Annotated in this window: 20 protein-coding genes; 5 read left to right on the top strand and 15 right to left on the bottom strand. The window is 70.2% G+C overall.

The features are described from left to right. Positions 1 to 654: a response regulator gene (locus tag ACIBQ1_RS19985; RefSeq protein WP_397279354.1), complete on the bottom strand. Its 654-nt coding sequence runs from the start codon at positions 652 to 654 to the stop codon at positions 1 to 3. After that, complete coding sequence (locus ACIBQ1_RS19980) at positions 651 to 1,823, bottom strand: sensor histidine kinase (RefSeq protein ID WP_397279352.1); 1,173 nt, start codon at positions 1,821 to 1,823, stop codon at positions 651 to 653. Before ACIBQ1_RS19980 ends, ACIBQ1_RS19985 begins: the two co-directional genes overlap by 4 nt. A 171-nt stretch (positions 1,824 to 1,994) precedes the next feature. On the opposite strand from ACIBQ1_RS19980, the gene ACIBQ1_RS19975 reads away from it, so the two are divergent. Beyond that, the gene (locus ACIBQ1_RS19975) at positions 1,995 to 2,393 is read left to right on the top strand and encodes a hypothetical protein (protein ID WP_397279350.1); all 399 of its coding nucleotides are present in this window, start codon (positions 1,995 to 1,997) and stop codon (positions 2,391 to 2,393) included. Beyond that, the gene (locus ACIBQ1_RS19970) at positions 2,393 to 3,055 is read left to right on the top strand and encodes a multicopper oxidase family protein (RefSeq protein WP_397279348.1); all 663 of its coding nucleotides are present in this window, start codon (positions 2,393 to 2,395) and stop codon (positions 3,053 to 3,055) included. Before ACIBQ1_RS19975 ends, ACIBQ1_RS19970 begins: the two co-directional genes overlap by 1 nt. Before the next feature lie 86 nt (positions 3,056 to 3,141). On the opposite strand, the gene ACIBQ1_RS19965 is transcribed toward ACIBQ1_RS19970, so the two are convergent. Next, positions 3,142 to 3,465, bottom strand: coding sequence for a hypothetical protein (locus ACIBQ1_RS19965; protein ID WP_397279346.1), 324 nt, complete (start codon positions 3,463 to 3,465; stop codon positions 3,142 to 3,144). 185 nt (positions 3,466 to 3,650) lie between these two features. Here ACIBQ1_RS19965 and ACIBQ1_RS19960 point away from each other — a divergent pair, with 185 nt between their 5' ends. The 3 genes from ACIBQ1_RS19960 (at position 3,651) to ACIBQ1_RS19950 (ending at position 8,306) form a co-directional block, all read left to right on the top strand. Further along, on the top strand, positions 3,651 to 4,346 hold the full coding sequence (locus ACIBQ1_RS19960) for a 2-phosphosulfolactate phosphatase (RefSeq protein WP_397279345.1): 696 nt from the start codon (positions 3,651 to 3,653) through the stop codon (positions 4,344 to 4,346). Positions 4,347 to 5,133: 787 nt separating this feature from the next. Next, a complete protein-coding gene (locus tag ACIBQ1_RS19955) occupies positions 5,134 to 7,056 on the top strand; it encodes an exo-alpha-sialidase (RefSeq protein ID WP_397279343.1) in 1,923 nt (640 codons plus the stop codon). Positions 7,057 to 7,619: 563 nt separating this feature from the next. Further along, positions 7,620 to 8,306 carry a FadR/GntR family transcriptional regulator gene (locus ACIBQ1_RS19950; protein ID WP_397279341.1) on the top strand — a complete coding sequence of 229 codons (687 nt, stop codon included), beginning with the start codon at positions 7,620 to 7,622 and terminating at the stop codon, positions 8,304 to 8,306. Between the two features lie 118 nt (positions 8,307 to 8,424). Here the strand turns inward: ACIBQ1_RS19950 and ACIBQ1_RS19945 are convergent, their stop codons facing one another. The 12 genes from ACIBQ1_RS19945 to ACIBQ1_RS19890 form a co-directional block, all read right to left on the bottom strand. After that, the gene (locus ACIBQ1_RS19945; protein WP_397279340.1) at positions 8,425 to 8,562 is read right to left on the bottom strand and encodes a hypothetical protein; all 138 of its coding nucleotides are present in this window, start codon (positions 8,560 to 8,562) and stop codon (positions 8,425 to 8,427) included. Between the two features lie 371 nt (positions 8,563 to 8,933). Then, the gene (locus tag ACIBQ1_RS19940) at positions 8,934 to 9,611 is read right to left on the bottom strand and encodes a hypothetical protein (RefSeq protein ID WP_397279338.1); all 678 of its coding nucleotides are present in this window, start codon (positions 9,609 to 9,611) and stop codon (positions 8,934 to 8,936) included. A 52-nt stretch (positions 9,612 to 9,663) separates the two neighbouring features. Next, the gene (locus tag ACIBQ1_RS19935) at positions 9,664 to 10,152 is read right to left on the bottom strand and encodes an NUDIX hydrolase (protein WP_397279336.1); all 489 of its coding nucleotides are present in this window, start codon (positions 10,150 to 10,152) and stop codon (positions 9,664 to 9,666) included. A 136-nt stretch (positions 10,153 to 10,288) separates the two neighbouring features. Beyond that, positions 10,289 to 11,005, bottom strand: coding sequence for an SDR family NAD(P)-dependent oxidoreductase (locus tag ACIBQ1_RS19930; protein WP_397279334.1), 717 nt, complete (start codon positions 11,003 to 11,005; stop codon positions 10,289 to 10,291). 1 nt (position 11,006) lies between these two features. Next, positions 11,007 to 12,257, bottom strand: a complete 1,251-nt coding sequence (locus ACIBQ1_RS19925; protein WP_397279332.1) for an exo-alpha-sialidase — start codon at positions 12,255 to 12,257, stop codon at positions 11,007 to 11,009. Continuing rightward, on the bottom strand, positions 12,254 to 13,036 hold the full coding sequence (locus tag ACIBQ1_RS19920) for an HpcH/HpaI aldolase/citrate lyase family protein (protein ID WP_397279330.1): 783 nt from the start codon (positions 13,034 to 13,036) through the stop codon (positions 12,254 to 12,256). The genes ACIBQ1_RS19925 and ACIBQ1_RS19920 overlap by 4 nt, the downstream gene beginning before the upstream one ends. Before the next feature lie 28 nt (positions 13,037 to 13,064). After that, a complete protein-coding gene (locus ACIBQ1_RS19915) occupies positions 13,065 to 14,069 on the bottom strand; it encodes an aldo/keto reductase (RefSeq protein WP_397279329.1) in 1,005 nt (334 codons plus the stop codon). After that, positions 14,066 to 14,929, bottom strand: coding sequence for an ATP-binding cassette domain-containing protein (locus ACIBQ1_RS19910; protein WP_397279328.1), 864 nt, complete (start codon positions 14,927 to 14,929; stop codon positions 14,066 to 14,068). Before ACIBQ1_RS19910 ends, ACIBQ1_RS19915 begins: the two co-directional genes overlap by 4 nt. Then, positions 14,926 to 15,822, bottom strand: coding sequence for an ABC transporter ATP-binding protein (locus tag ACIBQ1_RS19905; protein ID WP_397279327.1), 897 nt, complete (start codon positions 15,820 to 15,822; stop codon positions 14,926 to 14,928). The genes ACIBQ1_RS19910 and ACIBQ1_RS19905 overlap by 4 nt, the downstream gene beginning before the upstream one ends. Further along, positions 15,819 to 16,766 (bottom strand): ABC transporter permease, encoded by a 948-nt coding sequence (locus ACIBQ1_RS19900; RefSeq protein WP_397279325.1) that lies wholly within the window; start codon positions 16,764 to 16,766, stop codon positions 15,819 to 15,821. The genes ACIBQ1_RS19905 and ACIBQ1_RS19900 overlap by 4 nt, the downstream gene beginning before the upstream one ends. After that, positions 16,763 to 17,698, bottom strand: coding sequence for an ABC transporter permease (locus ACIBQ1_RS19895; protein ID WP_397279324.1), 936 nt, complete (start codon positions 17,696 to 17,698; stop codon positions 16,763 to 16,765). Before ACIBQ1_RS19895 ends, ACIBQ1_RS19900 begins: the two co-directional genes overlap by 4 nt. A 3-nt stretch (positions 17,699 to 17,701) precedes the next feature. After that, positions 17,702 to 19,228 (bottom strand): ABC transporter substrate-binding protein, encoded by a 1,527-nt coding sequence (locus ACIBQ1_RS19890; RefSeq protein WP_397279322.1) that lies wholly within the window; start codon positions 19,226 to 19,228, stop codon positions 17,702 to 17,704. Between the last annotated feature and the right edge of the window lie 130 nt (positions 19,229 to 19,358).

Below are 19,358 nucleotides of genomic sequence, written 5' to 3'. Positions count from 1 at the left end.
TCACCCGTGCCCCGCCAGGCCGCTCCGGTGGGCGATGATGGCCAGTTGGGTGCGGTCCCTGGCGGGGAGCTTGGTGAGCAGCCGGCTGACGTAGGTGCGTGCGGTGTCGGGGCTGATGAAGAGCTCGGCCGCGATCTCCCGGTTGTTCAGGCCGCGCCCGATCGCGGCCAGGACCTCGCGTTCGCGTACGGACAGGCCTTCGACCAGCTCCGGCCTGGTTCGCGTGTGCGCCGAGGCGGCGGCGCGCATGACCTTCTCGGTGATCGACGGCGCCAGGAGAGACTGGCCGTCGGCCACGAGGCGGATGGCGTTGCGCAGGTCCCGCGGCGCGATGTCCTTCAGGAGGTATCCGGAGGCGCCCGAGGCGAGCGCGTCGAAGACGTTCGCGTCCTCGTCGAACGTGGTCAGCACGATGATCCGGACGCCGTCGAGGTGAGGGTCGCCGACGATGCGGCCGGTGGCGGCGATGCCGTTGAGCACCGGCATGCGGATGTCCATGAGCACGATGTCGGGCCGGTGCTCGCGTACCGCGTCGACCGCGCCGCGGCCGTCGCCGGCCTCGGCCACGACGGCGATGTCGCCGTCGTGTTCGGCCAGCGCGCGCAGGCCCGAGCGCAGCAGCGGCTCGTCCTCGGCGATGACGATCCTGATCATGTACGGGGCTCCCGGGTCAGTGGCAGCCGGGCGGTCACGGTGGTGCCGGACGCCGGCGAGCTGGTGGTGGTCAGCGTGCCTCCCAGGAGAGCCGCGCGCTCGCGCATCCCTGCGATGCCGTGCCCGCCCGCGCTCGGCCCGCTCGGCGCCCTGCCGTCGTCGCCGATGGTCAGGTGGAGCGCGTCGTCCTCGATCCTGGTCGTGATGGTGAGCGTGGTCGCGCCGGCGTGCTTGATCACGTTGGTCACGGCCTCCTGGGCGATGCGGTGGGCGGCGGTGGCGATCGTGGGCGGCACACGCGCCGGCTCGGCGGCCAGCTCGGCGCGCGTCGTGAGGCCGGCCTGCCGGGCGGTCTCGATGATGGTCTGGATGCCTTCCATCGTGTGGGGCACGCGGTCCGTCCGCGCCGGGGAGTGCAGCATGGACACGGTGGAGCGGAGTTCGCGCAGGGATCGCGTGGTGGCGTCGGTCACGTTGGACAGCGATCGGGAGACCGTGTCGTCGTCGCGTCCGACGGCCTCGCGGGCGACGTTGGCGTGCACGGTGACGATGGCCAGGGCGTGCCCGATCGTGTCGTGCAGGTCGCGGGCGATGCGGATGCGCTCCTCCTGCATGGTGCGTTCGGCGCGGTCGCGTTCTCGTTCGCGTTCCAGCGTGATGATGCGTTCCTGCTGTTCGCGCAGCTGGTGGCGGCTTCGCACGGTCGAGGCGAGCGCGATCGCGCAGCCGATCAGCGCGGCGTTGGTCAGCAGGTCGTAGGAGAGGACGTCGCCTGGCTCGTGCTCGTTGACCGCTCGGAAGTAGGCGGACACGGCGAGCAGTACCAGGCCTGCGCCCACCGGCCACCAGACGTTCCTGCGTTCGGCGGCGAAGTAGAGCGCCGCGGCCGCGGGGACGGCCATGCCGATCGGCGGATGGTCCACGGCGTAGTAGGCGAAGATGCCGGTGATGGTCACCGCGAGCACCCCCAAGGGGGCGGCTCGGTGCGCGAGCAGCACGGCGCCGAACCCGCACGCGAAGGCGTACGCGCCCCACCCGCTGTAGCCGCTGCTCGGAGCGCCGACCGCGATGATGAGCGAGATCGCGAACGTCTGCCCACAGGCGACGAGGGTCAGGAACACCCAATCCGGGACGCCGTCAGCGTCCTGGGACCGTCCGTGCTGGAGCATGCGATCCGTCCTGCTCTGATAGGTCTCACCTGTCCCGTCCTGGTCTGCGGCTTGACCCGCGGCGGGTCGGACCGGACCGCGCAGATGTCGCTTCTCGACGTACAAACGGGTCGCGAAATGACGCTTGAGGCGCGACGCGCCGCGAGATCATGTGTTCGTACGTTCGACCGCATGACCTCGAACCACCGGCCTCCGGAGTCCTTTCTTCATTCGCTCAACTGGCTGCTCATCATCGGCCTGGCGGCCATCGCGCTCATCCGGCCGCTGTTTTCCCTGGTGGGTATGTCGGACGCGCTCGGAAAGCCCGCGACGCCGATCATCTTGACGGTCGCGATCTCGCTGGCCTGGACCCTCATCGTCGGGCTGACCCGGGTGCGCAGGCCTGTGCTGACGCTCGTGCTCGCCGGTCTTCTCTACGGCGTCGTCGCCGTCGCGACCAGCGGCCTGGCGCTGCGCGGCGGCCCCGCCGTGGTCTACGGCAGTGTGTCCATCCTCATCACCAACCTGCTGTGGGGCGCGGCCTGTGGCTTGCTCGCGCTGCTGCTGCAGCGGCTGCGCGGAGTGCGTTGATGCTGTCCAGACGTGGGCTGCTCACGCTCGGTGCCGCCGCGCTCGTCCTGCCCGCCGGCCTGAGCGCCTGCTCGGGCGGCGGAGGAGGAGGGTCGTTGATCGGGTCGGGAGGGGCGAACAACAGCGAGGAGGGCAGTGGCGGGGCGCTGCTCAACAGCGAGGCGCCCCTTCCTGACCCGTTCACCGTCGCGCTGCCCGTCCCGCCGGTCCTCCAGCCCGTGCGCGAGGACGCCGGCACCGACTACTACGAGATCACCCAGAAAGCGGCAAAGGTCGAGATCCTGCCTGGGCTGCGGACGGAGATCTGGGGGTACGAGGGCCTCTTCCCCGGGCCGACCGTCGTGTCACGCCGCGGCCGTCGTACGGTGGTCACCCACCGCAACGAGCTGCCGGTGCCGGTCTCCGTACACCTCCACGGCGGCAGGACCGCCCCCGAACACGACGGCTACCCGACCGACGTGATCCCTGCCAGGGGCGGGGCCGTCGGCGGCGGCAGGGAGTACGTGTACGCGATGGAGCAGCGGGCGGCGACCCTGTGGTACCACAATCACCGGATGGACTACACCGGTCCTCAGGTCTATCGATCCTGGCAGTGGCACCTTTCCTGTCAGGGCAGGTTGCCGGACCGTCGCAGGGCCAGGTTGCTCGGGTCCTCTGGATGATGACGAGGTCCGATCACCCGTTTCCGGCGGAGAGCCTCAAACCAGCGGCTGTCGCGCGGTTCCCAGGCGGCCCGCCGATCTCCTGGTTAGCAAATGCCCCACTTCGGGTCCCAGAGCTTGTTGTAGTAGCGCGTGCCCTTGTAGTAGATCCTGAGGCCGCAGGGCTTGCGCGCACTGCCCCCTTCCCAGGTGCGCGTCTTCCCGTCCTTGATCGGCTTATAGCCGGAGTCGGGCCCGGTCTGGATCAGGTTGACCTTGACGGTCCTGCCGCAGCCGTTCCTCACCTTCAGGTAGCGCGTGTTGCCCTTGACCCACGTCGTGTGGGTGACACACCTCAGCTTCGCGTCGGCGCTGGTGGCTGCGCTGGCCGCGGGTACGCCACTGACGAGCGTGCCCACGATTCCCGTCATCAGTGCAGCGGCTACCAGTTTCTTCCGCATAGTCCTTATCGCCTTACGTTTGGGGACAAAAGCCGCCAAGAGGCTAACACGCATCGCGATCACATGGTTACCCAACGGGCACGTTCCGGAGGCGACGAACAGCGGGAGCGCGAACAACATCCGGCCGGTCGCGGCTGGGTCGGGTATGTGCGAGCATGACCGGAATGGACGCACGTTTCCTTGGTATCGCCGATCTCGTCGAAGCCCCGTCCGTGGCGGTCGTGGTCGACGTCATGCGTGCTTTCACCGTGGCCGCCTGGGCCTTTGCCCAGGGGGCGGAAAAGATCGTTCTTGCTGAGTCGCTGGACGACGCCCTGGCGCTCAAGGCTCGCCACCCGGACTGGGTGGCGCTCAAAGACGGTCCGCCCGCGCCCGGATTCGACACCGTCAACTCGCCGGGCCTGCTGCGGTCTATTGATCTTGGCGGACGGACCGTTGTGCAGAAAACCACGGCAGGGACGGTCGGCGCCCTTGCGGTCAAGGAGGCGCCGCTGGTGTTGTGCGCCGGCTTCGTGGTGGCGGAGGCAACGGCTCAGCTCTTGCGGACGCGCAAGAGTGACAGTGTCACGTTCGTGGTCACTGGCGAGGACGGGCAGGCCGATGAAGATCTGGCGTGTGCTCAATACATCGCCCGGAGGATCACCGAGGCCGGGACGGATGCTGCCGAGTTCCTCCGCCGCGCTGCCGAGTCGCGCGCCGCCGCCGAACTGGCGGAGGGGGTGCGTCAAGGAGTCCATCCCGATGACGTTGCGCTCTGTCTTGAGGTCGACCGGTTTCCCTTTGCCATGGTGGCGACCTTGGAAGGCTCACTCATGGTCCTGCGTCCACGCACGATGCCTTCGCCGATGTGAGGTCCACTTCGGCCTTGGTACTGGTGGGCTCGCCTGTTCAACTGTCGTGAGGGCCGGAGCGGCAGGCGCTCCGCCAGCCGGTGATCGGCGGTCGTGGCGGCTGCCGTGCCGCGCCGACAGCACCCTCTGGTGGCTGGTCGAGCAGGTCGGGCAGCTGGGGATGGGCTCGCGGTGCGGCAGCGCTCGCGCGCATGGGCACTTCAGGCACCTCAGGAACGAGGCGGTGCACGGTTGCCCGGCCGGATCGTAGGGTCCGGCGGTGTTGTCCACGCAGCCGGCCAGGGTCTTGTCGGTGTGGGCGACGGGCCGCTGTCCGCGTTGCGGGTGCGACTTACGCATCCGCCCGGAGGTCACCGGTATCGGCACCAGGACCGAGCCCTCCGCGTCCTGGCTCTCCCGCTACCGGGTCGACAAGGCCGGCGACGACAACCCGGCCACCGCCGTCCAGGATCGAAGGCCGCAACCCGGCTCTGAACCCCATCCCACCCTTCAACTGCCACGACACCATCAACCGGTCGGAACCGGTGATCGCGCGTCCTGGCGCAGTGAGGTCCGGCATCAGCGCGTAGGCACCGAGCGCAGTGTGCGACTCGTCCCTTCCCGGCAGCGTCGGCTTCGCCTGATCGCCGCCGTCGACGGTGCGTCCGGAGCCCTCAGAAGACTGCGTTCGAAGCCGGGCAACACAATCGCCCTCTGGTGAACATTCTACGTTCATCATCTATTTAACATGGGACGTTGGACGTAGGATGTCTCCTCGTAATCTTCTCCTGTCAGGAAGGGCGAGGACATGCACGATGGTCACCCCCCGGAGGGCCGTACCGGGCGCCGCTCCCGGCGCCGCCGGGCGGGCGCCGTAGTGGTGCTCGCGGGCTTACTCGTCAGCGCGTTCGCCGCGCCGGCGAGCGCGGCGCCGGCGGCAACCTCCGAGGCCGGCGCGACGGCCGAGGCCGCACCGTTCGTGGACGAGCAGGTGCTCTACAAACAGGGCGACTTCGGATACGGCTGCTTCCGGATCCCCGCCGTGGTGCGGGCCACGAACGGCGTGCTCCTGGCGTTCGCCGAGGGACGGGTGAAGGACTGCGGCGACGACGAGGACATCGACCTGGTGCTGCGCCATTCCGCCGACGGCGGGCGGACCTGGGGGCCGCTGCAGGTGGTCTCGGAGGGCAACGGCACGACCCACGGCAACCCGGTGCCGATCGTTGACGAGCGCACCGGGCGGGTCGTGCTGGTGAGCACCCACAACGGTCCGGAGCCGTGCCCGAACGGCTGTGACCGCGACCCCTGGGTGCAGTTCAGCGACGACCACGGGGCGACCTGGTCCGCCGCCAGGGAGATGACCGAGGGCAAGCGTCCGGAGTGGAACTTCTGGTACGCCACCGGCCCGATGCACGGCATCCAGCTCAAGCTCGGCCCGCACGCGGGCAGGCTGGTCGTCGGGGCGAGTTTCGAAAGCTGGGACCGGGTCGGCAAGCACGTCTACGGCACGCACCTGCTCTACAGCGACGACAGCGGGGTGACCTGGAACATCGGCGCCGAGACGTCCCGCGATGACGGCACGGTCATCGCCCAGGAGGTCACCGTCGTCGAGCTGACCGACGGGCGGATCTACGCCTCGGCCCGCGAGCGCGGCACCGACGAGGGCAGCCGGGCGTACGCGACCAGCAGCGACGGCGGCGAGACATGGGAGGCCCCGTTCCGCACCATGCCGTCGCCGGCGACGACCGACGTCCAGGCGTCGCTGCTGCGGTTCGGCGACGGGCGCATCCTCTTCTCCTCGCCGATGCACCCGGGCGCCCGGGAAGCGATGGGGATCCGGTCATCCTACGACGAGGGGCGACGCTTCGAGACATGGGATGAGGGCAAGGTCTTCTCCTGGGGACCGTCGGCGTACTCGGACATGGTGCGTCTGGACGGTGACGAGGCGGCCCTGATGTACGAGGCCGGCAACATCACGCCGTACGAGCAGATCCGGTTCGCGCGGTTCAACGAGGCGTACCTGGAGACGCCGAACGGCACCCCGCCCGGCATCCCCGGCCCCCCGGCGCCCGGCCCGACGACGCCGGACAAGTCGCCGTACCGCAACCAGGCGTATGTCCGCGGCGGTGCGCAGACCACCGACGGGCGGTTCGGCAACGGGCTGGCCCTGGACCGGGTGGACGACCGGGTGGAGGTGGCGTTCAACGACTCCGTCGACCTCGGCGCGAAGGACTTCACGCTGACCTCCTGGATCCGGTATTCGGAGCAGGCCGGCTCGCACGCGATCCTCTGGTTCCACCGGGTGAACAGGGGCACCAACCCGCCGGCACTGTGGCTGCGGGCCGAACCGGCCAGCAACCGCATCCGGGCGGTCCTCTCCGTCGACCGGTTCAACGTGACCGTGCAGTCGCCCAGCGCGTACAACGACGGGCAGTGGCACTTCGTGGCGCTCCAGCGGGTACGTGGCGAGCTCCGGCTCCTGGTGGACGGCGTGCAGGTCTCGTCGGCGGCGGCGCCGGCCGGTTCGGTGACCCTCGGCAAGGAGTTCGGGATCGAGGGAATCCACATCGGGCAGCGGCTGGACGGCGTGGACCGCTTCCGCGGGACGCTGGACGAGGTACGCGTCTACCGGCGCGCCCTCACCGGCACCGAGCTGGACCTGATCCGGCAGCGGAACCTCCCGATCGGCGGTCGGCTCGGGCTGCGGCTGCCGTTCGATCAGGTCAGCTGAGGCGGCACGAGCCGCTTGGCGATGGCGCTCACGGACCCCGGGGGCGTCATCGCCGTGCCTTGACGGTATCCGCTGCCCGCCGGGATCAACGGGCGGCGAACGACGTCCTACGTCCTGTGGATACCCGCTGCTCCCCCGGGGAAGAGCTCGGGCAACTGTGCCCGGGCCGGTGGCCTGAGCCGTACGGCGAGCGAGGCGTCGACCCGAGTCGTACGGCCACCGGACTCGGGGTGCCGCCGCATCGCCGCGTACCACCACGCGTCGCCGCCCGCCAGCCACCCTGATCCCGATGACCGCGGGAACCTCGCGCCGGATCACCGCGGTGCCGTGCGCGTTCAGGCGATCAGCCCCCACGGCGACGAGCACGTCCAGCGGCGCCTCAAGGCCCCGCCGTCCGATTGGTAGGCATCGAACGTCCTATGTCCAGGGCCAGTGCGCGAACTGGCCATGGCCGTCCGGTGGGCCGTCTGTGTCGGCGGCGTAAACTTTCCTGCCCCGGCTGGCCTTCCGGGACGAAGAGGTGGGATGTTTTACGTAAGGTCTTCGACGAGCTTGGAGGTGGCATGCCTACACGCGACGGCGCGTCGCTTCAGGAGCGCATCGTCGCCCTGATCCATGAGCGCGGACTGACCCCCGGGTCCCCGATGCCGACCGAAGTGCAACTGATGGAGCTGCTCGGGACGAGCCGCAACAGCGTCCGCGAGGCCGTGCGGGCCCTGCAGGCGTTGGGCATCGTCGAGATCCGGCACGGTCATGGGACGTTCGTCGGGCACGCGCCGCTCGACGCGCTGACCCCGTCGTTCGCCTTCCGGGTGCGTTCGGGGCCGGGCGGGATCCGCGCGCTGCACGATCTGGTCGAGGTCCGCGAGCTGCTGGAGACCGGGCTGATCGGCCAGGTGGCTCAGAGCACCAGCGCTCCCCGGCTCGCCGCGTTGGAGGCGCTGGCCAATGGCATGGACCGGGACCGGGAAGCCGATCGGGCGTTCCACGCGCTGCTGTACGACTCCTGCGGCAACGAACTGGTCCTGCAGCTGATCGGCCTGTTCTGGGACGTCTACCACGAGGTCGAGCCGACGCTCGGCCCGCCGGAGGAGCGGAGCGCCGAGATCGCCGTCAACCACCGCCGGATCGTGGCGGCGCTCCGCGCTCGGGACCCCGAGGCCGCCCGGGAGGCGATGCGGTTGCACTTCCGCGACGTCAAGGCGCGCATCGCGCGGGCGGAGGCCCGGCCGGAACCCGCGCCGACCTGATCCCGGTCACGCCAGACAGACGGCAGCGAAGTAGCCTGCTCGGGCCCGGGTCCCCCTCGAACCCCGGGTTCGGGCTTTGAGCGTCATTTCCGGCACTCGCACCCCCGCTCGACGACGCTCACCACCCCTCGTACGACGCGACCTCGCGGCGCGCCACCTCATCGCGGCGGGTGGCCGTCCCCGGGACACCGAAGACCGTCGTCCGCCGCTCCCGGAGCTCGGAGGGCCGGTGGCAGGGCACGGGCAGCTCCCCCATCGGCGCCTCGCGGTGGCAGCCTCCGACGCGGCTCGGCCGGAACTGGACGCTCGCCCGCCGGCCGGGCCGCTGGCGGAGCTCACACGGACGCTGCCGGTGCTGCAGATCTGGGGGGAGGAGGACCGGTCCATCCCTCCAGAGACAGGCGAGCGCATCTCTCGGTGCGCGCCCCGGATGTCGTCCATAGTTCTGCCCGGCGTGGGTCACATGCCTTACATCCGGCAACCCGAGACCTTGTGCGGCGAGATCATCCGGTTCCTTGACGGACTCGCCTGGAACGTGAGCTTCCACCCGCCGCTACCGGGCAGGAGCAGGACGGGCGGGCAGCTTCCGGCTCGTGCGTAGTGGAAGCGGGTCACCTCGGTTCCGCGTCAGCCACGAGACCGATGGACGACCTCCTTCTTGGACCGTCCGGGATAGACCACGATCAGATGCCACTCGGCGGGCAGCATGGTGACGGCGGCCTCGTCGGCCCGCGCGTACACCCGCACCCGGTAGTGCCCCGGCCCCTTGATCGCCACGTTGGGCAGGGTCCGCCCGGCCCCCTCCTCGCCGCCCGGTCCCAGGGCCGGCACCATCAGACGGCCGCTGCGGCTGGTGACTCCCACCTCGGCCACTTCCTGCCACCCCCTGAGCCGCAGCGGCGGGGCCTTGTCGAACGCCTTGACGGTCACGCAGACGTTCAACTGCCTGATCGTTTCGATGCCCACGCCGGTCTCCTCGCCCGTGAGCAACCCGCCGTGGTCCCGCTCGACTCCGTACTCGTTGTCCGGGTCCACGTCGTCGGCGAGGTGATAGCCGCCGCCTTCGGACGTGAAGTACGCGGCAGTCCCCTGCTTGCGGGCCCGCGTCCTGGGCCACGGGTCACGGCAGGCGGCGTTGCTCGCGGCGACGTAGTCGGCATCCTCCTCGACCATCCGCTCGTCCGAGGGCATCAGGTCCGGACCTCCGATGACGTCGGGGCACAGGAACACCAGAGCGCCGTCCAGCCCCCGCATGTTGATCGTCCGGTCCCCGCTGCGGAGCCATTCGTCGGTTCTCCTCCACACCAGCTGGGCGCACAATGCCCTGCCGGACGCCAGGAGGGCCCGGTCGGACGGCCTACAGACCGAGCTGCACCGGTCTGGCCGGAGCCCCGCCGGCGATCAGCGCGGTCAGGGGTGTCGCCAGGTCGCGCGGTGAGAACACCTCAGAACCACGGTAGGCGGCGATGTCTCCCAGCCCCCACCAGCGGAAGCCGCCGATGTTCTCAGCGGCGAGCCTGTCGTCGGACATCGCCCCGCGGGGCTGGAACGACGGGGTGCGGACAAGGAAATAGTCATTGACCACGCCGTCGTAGCCTGGCGCGGGCCCGGGGTCGACAACCTGCTGGTGCCACACATGGGGCGGGTCGGAATCGACCGTCAGCCCCACCTCTTCATGGAGTTCGCGGCGCAGCGCGGCAAGCGGCGTCTCGCCGCGCTCGATGCCTCCACCGGGAGCCGCCCACACGACCAACGTGCCGGTCGGCTTCGGAATGGCGTGGCGACACAACAGGATGCGGTCGTCCTCGTCGAGGACGACCGCGCGGACTGAGCGACGCAGGTTCATCGAGGGCATCCGGCATGCTATCCGCCCGCACGCGACCTGCGCGCCGCTTGGGATCATGGCTACGAAACCAGGCCACCGTCGACGCCCGGGACCGGCTGCGGGGATCGCCCCGGCCCAGGGAGCCGGGGCCGCCGGCTCACAGGGACGCGCCGCCGCACATCACCAGGTGCTGGCCGGTGACCGAGCCTCCTTCCGGGCCGAGGAGGAAGGCCGTCAGTCCCGCGACCTCCTCGGGTCTGATGAACCGGCCCAGCGGCGGCACCCGTGGCGGCGTGGCGGCACGTCCGGGATCGCGCAGCATGGGGGTGTCCGTCGGGCCGGGGGCAACCACGTTGACGGTGATGCCCCGCGGGGCCAGTTCCATGGCCCAGGACCGGGACAAGCCCACGAGCGCGGCCTTGGTCGCCGCGTACTGGCTCTTGCCCGCCACGCCCGCCATCGTGCGGCTCCCGATCAGTACGACGCGGCCGCCGGGGCGGATCGCGTCGGCGAGGGCGTTCACCAGAACGGTCGCGGCCTCGACGTGGACCCGCCACATGAGGGCGCCGTCCGGCGCCGAGAGGCGTCCGAGCGGGGCGGAGCGTTGCAGGCCGGCCGCGTGAACGACGGCGTCGACGGCGCCCACCGCGGCCGACGCGCCGGCCAGCTGGTCGAGGTCGGTCAGGTCGGCCTGGATCCACGAGTAGGCCGGGGCGTCCTGGTGGTGCTCCGGAGGGCGGGTACGGCTCATCCCGGTGACCTTCCAGCCCTCGCGGAGCAGGCGTGCGGCGACGGCCCGGCCGATGCCGGAGCTGGCCCCGGTCACCACCGCGTGCCGCGATTCCTCCGCGTCCGGCGTGGTATCCGTCGACACGTCAGACACCTGCGGCGCGGGCGGCCCACTCGGGCCGTACGCGTACGTACTTGATGACGCGGCGGTGGTAGGTGAAGGCGATGTGCAGGTCGCCGTCGGCGGTTTCCTGGATGGACGGGTAGGAGTACTCCCGGTTGAGACCGTCGCGGGAGTTGTTGGTCAGGCAGTAGCCGTCGCCTGTCTCCAGATCGCGGCGGATCGGCCACGTGCGCCCTCCGTCGTCGGACAGCGCGAGGGTCATGGGCGCACGCGGAGCGCCCCAGAACGCGGTCCGCTCATCGCTCCCGGCGGGTGCCGGCGCTTCTTCGGCCGGACTCGCCGGGGTCGCCGGGGTCGCCGGGGTCTCGGCGAGGCCGTCATCGTCGACCTCGTCGTACAGGGAGACTCTCCGCTCGGTGGCGTCGGCCGCGCTGCTGGCGTTGAACACCAGCGCGAGCCGGCCGTCACGCAGTGTGACGTACTGGATGGAGGAGTTGTTGTTGGGCAGTTCGGTGGCGGCGGGAGCGCTCCAGGTCAGACCCTCGTCCTCCGACCGGCTCGCGTAGATCGAATCCGCCCAGCGGCTGCGGAACAGCGCGAGCAGCGTGCCGTCGGTCAGCAGATGGACGTTCATGTGGACGCAGCCGGTGCTTTCGGGGACGAGCTGTTCGCGCCAGGTTCGTCCCTCGTCGTCGGAGATCATCAGGGAGCTGGTGTCACGGTCGCCGACCCAGCGCTTGCCCGGTGTGGTGACGCAGTTGAAGACGGGCAGCAGCCACCGGCCGGAGGGCAGCACGAGCACGGGCTGCCGGACGAAGACGCCGCCGCGGCTCGTGGCGGGGAAGAGGGTGTCGACAGGTCCCCAGGTGTGACCGTCGTCCCGCGAGATGCGGCGGCGGACCTCGGCGGTGTCCTGGTTGCCGGCGTGCTGGGCGGTGTACAGCAGCCACAGCTCTCCGGCGGGCGTGGGGAACAGGACCGGGTTCTGTTCGGAACGCGTCATGTCGTCGGACAGCCGCGTGGGCGTGGACCAGGTGTCCGCGCCCTTCCGCAGCCGGGAGAACCAGATGGAGATGTCCGAGACGCCTTCCTGCGTGCCGCCGAACCACACGCAGCCGAGATCACCGTCGTTCAGCGACATGAGGTTGGCCGCGTGGTTCTGCACGGCGGGCGCGATCAGGTACGCGTCGTGGCGGTCCTGATCGTCGTCGCGAACGCGGATCAGACCGTCCATCGGCAGGTGATCGGGAACGGAGGTCTGGGACTGGCTCACTGCTCTCCTTGGCGAGACTGGGCTCGGGCGTCGGTCAGGTGGGACTTGGCGACCTGTTCGAGGTGGACGAGGTCGGAGGCGATGGTGGCGAAGGTGTATCCCTCGGCCAGGCGCTTGGCGGCGGTCCCGCCGTCGGGGGTGTGGATGCCGGCGGCGATACCGGCGGACCTGGCCGCTTCGCGCACCGTGACCAGCGCGTCCTCGAACTGGGCGGCGATGGCGGGGTCCCCGGGGAAGGCGCCGCCGAGGGCCAGGCACAGGTCGGACGGGCCGACGTAGACGCCGTCCAGGCCGGGGGTGGCGCAGATCGCGTCGATGTTCGCCAGCCCCTGTGCCGTCTCGATCATGGCGAGGGCCAGCACGGTGGCGTCGCTGTCCGCGGGGCGCGGTCCGATGCGGAGCGCGGAGCGCATCGGACCGTACGAGCGGCGCCCGTTCGGCGGATAGCGGGTCGCGGAGACGGCCGCCGCGGCGTCGTCGGCGGTGTCGATGAGAGGCACGATGACGCCCGCGGCGCCCGCGTCGAGGGCGCGGCCGATGTGGCCGGGGTTGTTCGCCTCGACCCTGACCAGGCCCGCGGACACGCCGCCCGCGTCGATCGCGGTCAGGCCGCTCAGCAGCCCCGAGTAGCCCAGCAGTCCGTGCTGGGCGTCCAGGCACACGTAGTCGTACCCGAGGCGCGCGATGCGCTCCGTGGACACGGGCGAATCGAGCACGGACCAGTAGCCCAGTGCGGGTTCCCTGGCGCGGATCCTGGCGGTGAAGTCGGTGATGCTCACGGCTGGCCTTCTCCTCGGTGGTCGGCTCTCATCGGTTGTAGGCGGGCATGGGGCCGCGCAGCGTCGCGCCCACGCGGTCACAGGCTGCCACGACGTCCTCGGGAAGCGGTCCTGCCGCGGCGGTGGCGATGTTCGCGCGCAGGTGTTCGACCTTGGAACCGCCCAGCAGGAGCGCCCCCACGCCGTCGCGATGGAGCAACCACCGCAGGGACAGCTCGACGAGGGGGATGCCCGACTGCGCGGCGATCGCGCCGAGGGCGGTGACGGCCTCGAACAGCGCCGGGTTCCAGTACCGCTGCCGGTACATGGGGGCGAGCTTGGAGTCGCCGAAACGGCCGGCGGAAGGGTCCTGCTCGAAGGTGTGCCGGCCGGTGAGCAGGCCCCCGCCGAGCGGGTTGTAGACCATGGTCGTCAGGCCGGTGCTCTGCGCGAACTCCAGGTATTCCTCCTCCACCCTGCGGGCAAGGAGGTTGTAGAGCTGCTGGGCGACGACCGGGCGCGGCGCGCCGACGGCGTCGGCGGTGTGGTTGAGCTCGGCGATCTGCCAGGCCGCGTAGTTGGAGACGCCGAGCGCGCCGATCTTGCCCTCGGCGACGAACTCGGCGACGGCGCCGAGGGTCTCGGCCAGCGGCGTGCGGCGGTCAGGCTGGTGCAGGTAGAACAGGTCGACGTGGTCGACCTGCAGGCGGCGCAGGCTGCCTTCGAGGCTCGCCCGCAACGCCTTGGCGGACAACGGCGCGTCATCGCCCGCGTCCGGATGGGGCATGCCGGCCTTGGTGGCGAGGACGACCCGGCAGCGCCGGGTGGCGAGCAGCGGTCCGAGGATGGACTCGGTCGCGCCGCCCGCGTAGACGTTCGCGGTGTCCACCCCGGTGATTCCGGCGTCGAGCGCCGCGTCCAGCATGCGCGCGGCCTCTTTCGCGTCGGCCGTGTCGCCGAACGTCATGGTGCCCAGCACCAGCCGGGACAGGCCGATGCGCGCCCCGGACGGTGTCGCCGCCGGTACGGAGATCGCCGGTACGGAAGTTGTCATCGGTCGGTTCCTCGCTGAACGGGTGTTCCTGGGGACTGCTTGGTGGACGGGGCCCGCACCACATCGCGCGGCTTGCGTGCGCGGATCGCGGCCGGGTCCAGCGCGGCCCTGCGGAGGGCGCGGGTGTAGGGGTGGGCCGGCGCGGCCAGCACCTTCCGGGTCGGGCCGGACTCGACCAGGCACCCTTTGCTCATGACGATGATGTCCTCGCTGATCTCCCTGACCACACCGAGGTTGTGGGAGATCACGACATAGGTGAGGCCGGTCTCGGCCTGGATCTTCATCAACAGGGCGAGGACCTGGGCCTGGACGGACACGTCCAGAGCGCTCGTCGCCTCGTCGCAGACCAGCAGATCGGGCTTGGAGGCCAGGGCTCTGGCGATGCCGATGCGCTGGCGCTGGCCGCCGGAGAACTCCGGCGGGCGGCGCTCCAGGGCCGTGGCGGGCAGGCCCACCAGGTCGATGAGCCTGGCCGCCTCCTTGGCCCGCGCGCGTCTGTCGCGCATTCCGCGCACTCGCAGCGGTTCCGCGACGATCTCCTCCGCCGACAGGTGCGGGTCGAGCGATCCGTACGGGTCCTGGAAGATCATCTGTACCTGGGTGCGCATCGGGCGCAGCTGCTTCTCGCTCAGCCCCGCGATGTCGGTGCCGCCCACCACGATGCGGCCCGCGGTGGGCTTGACCAGCCGTACGATCGACCGGGCGATCGTGGACTTGCCGCAGCCCGACTCCCCCACGATGGCCAGGGTGCCACCCCGCCGTACGGTGAAGCTGACGTCGTCGACCGCGCGGAACACGCCGTGGGCGACGGGATAGTCCACGACGAGGCCGTCGACCTCGAGGAACGCGTCGTCGGTCATCGGGATCCTCCCAGTGCCACCGGGTCGGCGGGCGACCCGTCGTCGGGGGTCGCCTCCGGGGACTCACCGTCCTCGTCCCACGGGCCGAGCCGTGGGACCGCCGTCAGCAATTTCCTGGTGTACGGGTTGCGGGGCTCGTCGACGATCTGTTCGGCCTCGCCGGACTCGACGAATCGCCCGTCCTTCATGACATGGATGCGGTCGGAGACGAGCCGGGCCACGCCGATGTCGTGGGTGATCATGAGGATGCCGATGCCGGTGTTCTCCTGCACTTCGAGCAGCAGGTCGAGGATGCCGGCCTGGACGGTGACGTCCAGGGCGGAGGTCGGCTCGTCGGCGACGAGCAGGACGGGCGACCCGGCGAGCGCGAGCGCGATGAGCACGCGCTGCAGCATGCCTCCCGACAGTTGATGCGGATATTTGCGGAGCTGGGACTCCGGATCGGGGATGTGCATCTTGGCCAGCAGGTCGACGGATCGCGCGATGATCTCCGACTTGGACAGGCCGCGGTGCCGCAGCCGCACGGCCTCACGGAGCTGCTGCCCGATGGTGTGGACGGGGCTGAGCGCCGTCATCGGGTCCTGCGGGATGAGCGAGACGGTCCGCCCGCGCACACTGCGCACCGCGCGCGGGTCGGCGATGACGTCGACTCCCTGGAACCGGGCCTTGCCGGACAGGACCGCCAGCTCCGCGGGCAGCAGCCGCAGGATGCCCATGGCCGTGGTGGACTTGCCCGATCCCGACTCGCCGATGATCGTCACGGTTTCGCCCTGGCGGATGAGGAAGCTGACGCCGTCGACCGCGCGGACGATGCCGGCTTCGGTGATCAGCTCGATCTGCAGGTCTTCGACCTCCAGCAGGGGACGATCGGCCTCGTCGAACTCGGCTGTCATGCTCGGCTCACCTTCCCTTTCCGCCTGCGGACGCGGTCCCGAAGCCCGTCTCCGAGCAGGTTGACGCCGACGACGAGCAGCACGATGACCAGTCCGGGCAGCGTGACCAGCCACCACGACGTCGTGATGTAGTCCTGGCCGTCGGAGATGATGCGGCCCCAGGTGGCGAACGGGCGCTGCGGACCGGCGCCGAGGTAGCTCAGCGCGCTCTCCAGCAGCACGGCCTGGGCCAGCAGCAGCAGGATCACGAGTGTGGCCTGCTTGACGACGTTGGGCAGCACGTGCCGGAGCAAAGTGGTGACGCGGCGCAGGCCGAGCACCCGGGCCGCGGCCACATAGGGTTTCTCCCGCTCGACGAGCACCAGGGAACGGGTCAGGCGGGCCACCTCCGGCCACTGCGCGATCGCGATCACGAAGGTGATGACCGGGATGGAGGGGCCGAAGAGCGCGACGACCAGCAGCAGCATCAACAGCAGCGGCAGCGAGAGCTGGGCTTCCAGCAGGCGGGAGACCACGGTGTCGACCCAGCCTCCGAAGAATCCGGCCGCGGCGCCGGCGACGAGGCCGATGAGGCCGGACACGAGGATGGCCAGCACCCCGACGGTGAGCGAGACCTGGCCGCCGTGCAGGACCCGGGAGAGGAGGTCCCTGCCGAGCTGGTCGGTTCCGAACAGGTGCCCGCCGGTCAGCGGTGGCAGGCGGCGCAGGCCGAGGCTCTGCTCGTCCGGCCCGGGGATCGGCAGCACATTGGCCAGGGCGACGGGCACGACGACCAGGGCCGCGCACACCGAGCCGACCCACAGCTTCAGCCGCGCGCCCTTGCGGCGGCGGACCGCCGCGGATCGCGCGAGATCCTTGGCGGTCACCGCGCTGGGCCGCGCGGAGGGCTCCGGGATGTCCTGGCCCCTGAAGCCGTCGGCGGGGCCGGCCTCCATGGCGGTCATGAGGCCACCGCCTTCCCGAGTCGTACCCGCGGGTCGAGCAGCGGGTAGGTCAGATCGATGAGGAGTTGGACGGCCACCGTCAGGATGGCCGTGACCAGTACGGTCGCCTGGATCAGCGGGTAGTCCCTGGTCTCCAGCGCGCGTACGACGAGCGATCCGACACCCGGCCAGGCGAAGACGACCTCGACCACCACCACGCCGTTGAGCATGGCGGCGAACCGGGTGCCGAGCGCGGTCACCACCGGGACGGCCGAGTTGCCCATGGCGTAGCGCCAGGTCAGGCCGCGTTCGGAGATGCCGCGGGAGCGGGCGATCGTCAGGTAGGGAGCCGCGAAGCCGGTCCCCATCTCCCGGCGTACCAAGCGGGAGATCAGCGCGATCTGCAGGATGCCGACCGTCACGGTCGGCAGCACCAGGCCGCCCCAACTGGTGAAACCGGATGCCGGCAGCACGGGGACGAGCACCGCGAAGATGGTCAGGAGCATGATGCCGCTCCAGAACTCCGGCATCGACTGGCCGGCGATCATGGCGACGTTGGCCCCCAGCTCGCGGGCGGTGTCGGCGTGCCGCGCCATCCAGACGCCGAGCGGGATGGCCACGACCGCGGCGAACAGGATGGAGGACACGGCGAGCATGACGGTGTACGGCATCCGGCTGAGGACGACGTCCAGGGCGGGGGCCTGGAAGGAGAAGGACGTGCCCAGGTTGCCGCTGAACAGGTCACGAACGAAGATTCCGTACTGCTGTATCAGCGGTTTGTCCAGGCCGAACTGGACGCGGATGCGTTCGAGCTCCGCCGTGGTGGCCAGGGGGCTGGCGTAGGCGGCCGCCGGATCCCCCGGCGCCAGCCGTACGAGGACGAAGACTGTGGAGACGGTCAGGAAGATCGCCAGGATGCTCTGCCCGACACGTTGGGCGACATATCGGACCACGATTCATCCATTCAGCCGGACAGCTGCCAGGTCGTAGGAGTTGGTGGGGCTGAGCAGCACGTTCTGCACACGCTTGCGCCGGGCGATGACGGTCTTGGGGACGAAGGCCCACATGCAGGGCCAGGTGTTCCAGATCTCCTTCTGGGCGGTGGCCAGCAGGGCGTCCCGGGCCGTCTTGTCGGTTTCCCGAGAGGCCTTCTGGAGCATTTCGGTGATCTTGGGGAACACGTAGCCGTGGTAGGTGTCCCGGGTGGCCTCCTTTTCCTCCGTGCCGGCGAACATGCCCTGCAGCGGAGTCAGCGCCAGCCCGGTCGGGCCGGGGTAGCCGTTGCCGAGGACGTCCCAGTCGCCACCCCGGCCCTGTCGCCACTTGGAGATGTCGCCGCCCGGCTGGAACTGCTGGAGTTCGGCCTGCACGCCGACCGCCTTGAGCATCTCCACCACGGCCTCCATGACGCTCGTGTCGTTGGCGAACTCCCCGGTCTCCCAGATGATCTTGATTTTGAGATCTTTCACCCCGGCGGCCTCGAGCATCTGCTTGGCCTTCTGCGGGTTGTAGACGTACTCGCCCGTCTGCACCGCCCCGGTCAGGGTGTCGGCCACCACGCCTCGGGCCTGGGTCACCGAATCGGCGAAGACGTCCTTGATCAGGGAGGGGCCGTTGATGGCGTAGCTGAGCGCCTCGCGCACGCGCGCGTCGGCGAGGGGGTGCCCGGAGGGCTTGCGGAAGTTGTAGAAGAGCTGCGTGATGCGCGTGCTCGGCACCTGCTGGATCTCCACGTCGCCGAGACCGGAGAGCTGGCTGATCGCATCGGGGGAGATCGCGTCGATCACGTCGACCTCGCCGCTGCGCAGGGCGACGACGCGGTTGGCCTCCTCCGGGAGGAACCTGACCTGCACGGTCTTGATCCCGGGCGCGGGGCCCCAGTACTTGTCGTTGACCTGCAGCGTGTACTCGCCGGTGCCGCGGTTCGCGGAGGTGACGACGTAGGGGCCCGAGCCGATACCGCCCTGAAGTTCCTCCGCCTTGTTCGCGGCGGCGGGGGTGATCAGGATGTTCGCCATCAGGTAGTCGAGTGTCGGCACCGGGTTCTCGGTCACGAGCTTGAAGGTGCTCGCGTCGACGGGGGTGACCGTCGGCCATTCGGGGAACAGGCCGGCCAGGAACGATCCGGGAACCTTCTGGTACATCTGCAGGGCCGTCGAGACGTCTTCGACCTTGATCGGGCTGCCGTCGGAGTAGCGGATGCCGTCACGCAGCTTGACCGTCCACTCGGTGGGAGCCGTCAGCTCGAACTTCTCGGCCAGGACATGCTGCACGGTGAGCTTCGGATCGATGAAGGTCAGTGCCTGGCGGACACCGCGCTGGACGCTGACGGCGGCATCGAACTGGTTGAGCTTGTTGTCCAGCGACACGAGTGAGCGGTTGAGCGCCAGCGTGAGGCCCGGACCGGCGGTGGAACCGGCACCAGAGCCGGCGCCGGGGACGGGCCCCGGTCCCGCGCAGCCGGCGAGGGGACCCAACGTCATGGCCGCGCCTGTGAGAGCACCGAGACGGAGAAGACTTCGGCGGGAGTACTGGGGGCCGCTTCCGAGATGAGTCACTGGGCTTCTCGCTTTCTGGACCGTCCTCAGCGGTGCGCTTCTCAGCGGCCGCCTG

The sequence above is a fragment of the Nonomuraea sp. NPDC050153 genome (assembly GCF_044460125.1).
Lineage (GTDB): Bacteria > Actinomycetota > Actinomycetes > Streptosporangiales > Streptosporangiaceae > Nonomuraea.
Note: the sequence above shows the minus strand (reverse complement) of the source record. Positions and strands in the feature narration are given on the sequence as shown.

Bases quoted from the DNA above. Each gene is read 5' to 3' on its own strand.
- ACIBQ1_RS19985 (WP_397279354.1), bottom strand. From the start codon at position 654: ATGATCAGGATCGTCATCGCCGAGGACGAGCCGCTGCTGCGCTCGGGC.
- ACIBQ1_RS19980 (WP_397279352.1), bottom strand. From the start codon at position 1,823: ATGCTCCAGCACGGACGGTCCCAGGACGCTGACGGCGTCCCGGATTGG.
- ACIBQ1_RS19975 (WP_397279350.1), top strand. From the start codon at position 1,995: ATGACCTCGAACCACCGGCCTCCGGAGTCCTTTCTTCATTCGCTCAAC.
- ACIBQ1_RS19970 (WP_397279348.1), top strand. From the start codon at position 2,393: ATGCTGTCCAGACGTGGGCTGCTCACGCTCGGTGCCGCCGCGCTCGTC.
- ACIBQ1_RS19965 (WP_397279346.1), bottom strand. From the start codon at position 3,465: ATGACGGGAATCGTGGGCACGCTCGTCAGTGGCGTACCCGCGGCCAGC.
- ACIBQ1_RS19960 (WP_397279345.1), top strand. From the start codon at position 3,651: ATGACCGGAATGGACGCACGTTTCCTTGGTATCGCCGATCTCGTCGAA.
- ACIBQ1_RS19955 (WP_397279343.1), top strand. From the start codon at position 5,134: ATGCACGATGGTCACCCCCCGGAGGGCCGTACCGGGCGCCGCTCCCGG.
- ACIBQ1_RS19950 (WP_397279341.1), top strand. From the start codon at position 7,620: ATGCCTACACGCGACGGCGCGTCGCTTCAGGAGCGCATCGTCGCCCTG.
- ACIBQ1_RS19945 (WP_397279340.1), bottom strand. From the start codon at position 8,562: ATGGGGGAGCTGCCCGTGCCCTGCCACCGGCCCTCCGAGCTCCGGGAG.
- ACIBQ1_RS19935 (WP_397279336.1), bottom strand. From the start codon at position 10,152: ATGAACCTGCGTCGCTCAGTCCGCGCGGTCGTCCTCGACGAGGACGAC.
- ACIBQ1_RS19915 (WP_397279329.1), bottom strand. From the start codon at position 14,069: ATGACAACTTCCGTACCGGCGATCTCCGTACCGGCGGCGACACCGTCC.
- ACIBQ1_RS19910 (WP_397279328.1), bottom strand. From the start codon at position 14,929: ATGACCGACGACGCGTTCCTCGAGGTCGACGGCCTCGTCGTGGACTAT.
- ACIBQ1_RS19905 (WP_397279327.1), bottom strand. From the start codon at position 15,822: ATGACAGCCGAGTTCGACGAGGCCGATCGTCCCCTGCTGGAGGTCGAA.
- ACIBQ1_RS19900 (WP_397279325.1), bottom strand. From the start codon at position 16,766: ATGACCGCCATGGAGGCCGGCCCCGCCGACGGCTTCAGGGGCCAGGAC.
- ACIBQ1_RS19890 (WP_397279322.1), bottom strand. From the start codon at position 19,228: ATGACGTTGGGTCCCCTCGCCGGCTGCGCGGGACCGGGGCCCGTCCCC.